Source organism: Nocardia amamiensis, assembly GCF_015477605.1.
GTDB lineage: Bacteria > Actinomycetota > Actinomycetes > Mycobacteriales > Mycobacteriaceae > Nocardia > Nocardia amamiensis_A.
On the sequence record NZ_JADLQX010000111.1, the window covers coordinates 1 to 3,315 of the forward strand.

Annotated in this window: 3 protein-coding genes; 2 read left to right on the forward strand and 1 reads right to left on the reverse strand. The window is 61.2% G+C overall.

Features of this window, described 5'->3' with window-relative positions:
* A partial coding sequence (locus IU459_RS36855; protein WP_195134206.1) for a hypothetical protein occupies positions 1-197 on the reverse strand: 197 nt, incomplete at its 3' end.
* Positions 198-839: 642 nt separating this feature from the next.
* Here IU459_RS36855 and IU459_RS36860 point away from each other — a divergent pair.
* The gene (locus IU459_RS36860; protein WP_195134207.1) at positions 840-1,163 is read left to right on the forward strand and encodes a hypothetical protein; all 324 of its coding nucleotides are present in this window, start codon (positions 840-842) and stop codon (positions 1,161-1,163) included.
* 511 nt (positions 1,164-1,674) lie between these two features.
* A complete protein-coding gene (locus tag IU459_RS36865; RefSeq protein ID WP_228839039.1) occupies positions 1,675-2,850 on the forward strand; it encodes an endonuclease/exonuclease/phosphatase family protein in 1,176 nt (391 codons plus the stop codon).
* Positions 2,851-3,315 lie beyond the last annotated feature (465 nt).

Sequence of the window (3,315 nt, forward strand, 5' to 3'; positions counted from 1 at the left end):
AACTGATAGAGATGGTCGCCTGCGGCGGCGATCGCCTTGGTGGCCGGGTTGGCGTCCAGTTGCTGCCATCCGGTGTTCGGCACACCGGTGAACCGGTAGATCCGTCCGCTGTCGTGCAACTGATAGAAACGGTTGCCTGCGGGTTCGATGGCCTTGGTAGCCGGGTTGGCGTCGAGTTGCATCCAAAAGTTAGGCATTTTGGTTTTCCAATCGTCGTCCGCTTCCCTTGAGGACTCGGGGTTCCCCACCCTGAATCCAATCGTCGCTGGGTGAGTAGCAGCAGCCACGAGTAGACAGCTACTCAGTTTTGTAGGGATGTCTCACCCCCATCGGGTGATTATGCCGAGTGTCGTCCTGTGGTACAGCCCAGTACCACGCCCGGCAACGAGGCGAACAGCGTCAGATTGTGGTGGCGTTCGCGGCATTCCATTCTGTGCGGCTGGACTCCCAGTCTTCTGATCCGTAGTTCCGGGATCGGTGTGGGCCGCAAGCAGATGTTCTACCACTGAACTACATCGGCGCGGGCGAGCAACGGCTACTCGAGTCTGACGGCGTTCCAGGGCACCCACTGCTGCCGGGTGATTTCGTTCAGGCCGTTGTTAACTGGTGGAGCGTATGTATTCGAAGCGTGCGCTATTCGATCATCTCGGCCAACTGACACGATCCCACCGCACTGTTGTCCGTTGTCAGTTGATCTGACGCAGGATCACGGGGATGAGCTGCGATGCGTCAGGTATGTGGCAGATCGTTGCGTCGGGCTTCTGCCGGTGTTGACGCAACTCGGTGCGGTAGGAGTCAGGGGTTCATCTCACGGGTCGGCTCGTCCACCCGGACGAGAAGTGGGGCGTCTTTTCGGCAAGAATCACGTGGTGGACAAGGGCATGCTTCCGAATGAGTGGGCCATCGACGAGGTGCGGCGACGAGCGCAGGACAGCACCGTGGAGTTGTCGGATCCCAGCACCCCGGTATTCCTGGCGCCACTCGAACCTAGCCAAGGAGTCTCCTTGGAAGTCGATCTGATCATCGGCTTCACCGGTCTGTGCCTCGCGCGCTGCGTCGACGACGGCGAGTGGTACATGGGCCATCGAGACGAACCAGGGGAGCCGATCTTCTGCTGGTCCAGCTACGGCGCGGATCTCGGCACCGCGATTGACGGCCTGTAGGACAACTCCCGAGCACCAACCGGAACGACAAAACCGCTAGCGGCAGGCAGAAGCCCCTCACTTGCGCCAGACCGATCCCTCGAATGCTGTTTCGAGTACTTCGTATCGTTCGAGGGAGCATGATAAGCGCTCCTTACAGCCTGAGTGTGCACTTCTGCTCCCCTGGAGGAAGCCTTGAGTCTCGTACTCAATCATCGAGCAAGCAGAAGGAAATGTACCGGATGCGCAGGTAGCCCAACATTTTTGCTTCGGTCGAAGCTGGACGAATGAACAGTTATCGGTCCAAGCTTCCGCGCCCCTCGTGTGGGCGATACGACGACATAGGTGGGTAGATACGGGCCCGGTCGGTAGACCCGTCGATGAATTCGAATGAGAAAGGCAACCTCATTGTGCCTGTACACGTAGTCGGATCTCGCGAAAGCAGGCTCTGGCACTGTCATACTTTTGGTGCGCAGATCTCTCCCCATCCCTCGGCGGTCACGTTGCCGCATGAACCGATAGGAGCCCTGCCATGTCGACCGATCGTCTGCGGATTGCCGCGTACAACGTCGAGAATCTGTTCTCCCGCCCACGTGTCATGGGCGCCCCCGAACCGGTCGCCGCCGCGATACTCGATGCCCACGCGCGGGTGAACGAGTTGTTCGACCACGACACCTACAGCGCAGCCGACAAAGCCGAAATCCTTACGCTGTTGAAGAAACTGCGTCTGCTGCTCAATGATGGGGAACCGAACGACGAGGACACCTTCGCGGTTCTGCGCAAGATCCGGGGCCAACTGCTCAAACGCCCAGCTGGCGGCGACGAGGACGACGTCACGGTGGTGGCGGATGGACGGTCGGACTGGGTGGGATGGGTGGACCTGATCAAAGATCGCATCGACGCGCTGGCCATCACCCATACCGCCAGGGTCATCCGGGAAGTCGGCGCCGACATCGTCGGCGTCGTCGAGGCCGAAGACCGAATCACCCTGCGCCGCTTCAGCGACACCCTCATCCACAGCAACGGGGTGCCCCGCTACCCACACGTGATGCTGATCGACGGCAACGACACCCGCGGTATCGACGTCGGAATCCTCTCCACCGACCAGTACCCGGTCTCCGACATCCGCACGCATGTCGACGATGGCCCGTTCGGCAACCGCATCTTCAGCCGCGACTGCCCGGAATACCGCTTCACCTTCTCCGACGACAGCGCCCTGGCCGGCCAGTCACTGCTGGTGCTGGTCAACCACCTGAAAAGCAAGTTCGGCAGCAACCAGACCGCGAGCAACAAACGCCGACGCCGGCAGGCCGAAGCCGTCGCCCAGATCTACCGGCGGCGACGCGACGAGGGCATCGAGCATGTGGTGGTGCTGGGCGACTTCAACGACACCCCCGACAGCAACCCTCTGCATCCCCTGCTCGCCGAAACCGACCTGACCGACATCGCTCAGACCTCGAACTTCGACGACGGCGACCCCGATGAAGACCGGCCTGGGACCTTCGGCAACGGCACGAAAAGCAACAAGATCGACTACCTGCTGCTGTCACCAAGCTTGTTCGACCGCGTCACCGGCGGCGGTATCTTCCGCAAAGGCGTCTGGGGCGGCACCCACGGCACCCTGTTCCCGCACTTCGACACCATGACCAGCAAGGTGCACGCGGCCTCCGACCACGCCGCAATCTACGCCGACATCGACATCTCATAACCCACACCGAGTTACTCGAGCGTGACACTCCTGGCAGTTGACCACCGAGGAGGCCGCCTCCTTCGAGGTCATGCGATTAGACAGGGGCGACGCGCGATGACAGGCGTGCTCGGCACAAGATCGGCAGCATCACGAGGTTATCGACCGGAAGGAGTTGAGTGCATTGCGCGCGAGAACCGTTGGTCTGCTGACCGAGTTCGATGCTCGACTCTGGGAGAACTACGCGAGATGGTGGCGATATCTCTGGTGCGGTGTGCGGGACTTCCGGCCACCCCCGCCCGCTGATCGACGCTGGCCGCCGCCACCGCCGAATCCTCCTGACCCTCCGTACCCGTGGGTGTCGACGTTCACGTTTTTCCCGGCCCGTTCGTTCACGTAATTGGGCAGGTGGTGGGTCCTGGGTGATGTTCTACCCGACCTCCTTGTTCTGTGTCTTGGGTTCGTGGTTGCCGCGGGGGCGCTTGT

Coding starts and splice junctions, on each gene's coding strand:
- IU459_RS36865 (WP_228839039.1), top strand. CDS start 1,675: ATGTCGACCGATCGTCTGCGGATTGCCGCGTACAACGTCGAGAATCTG.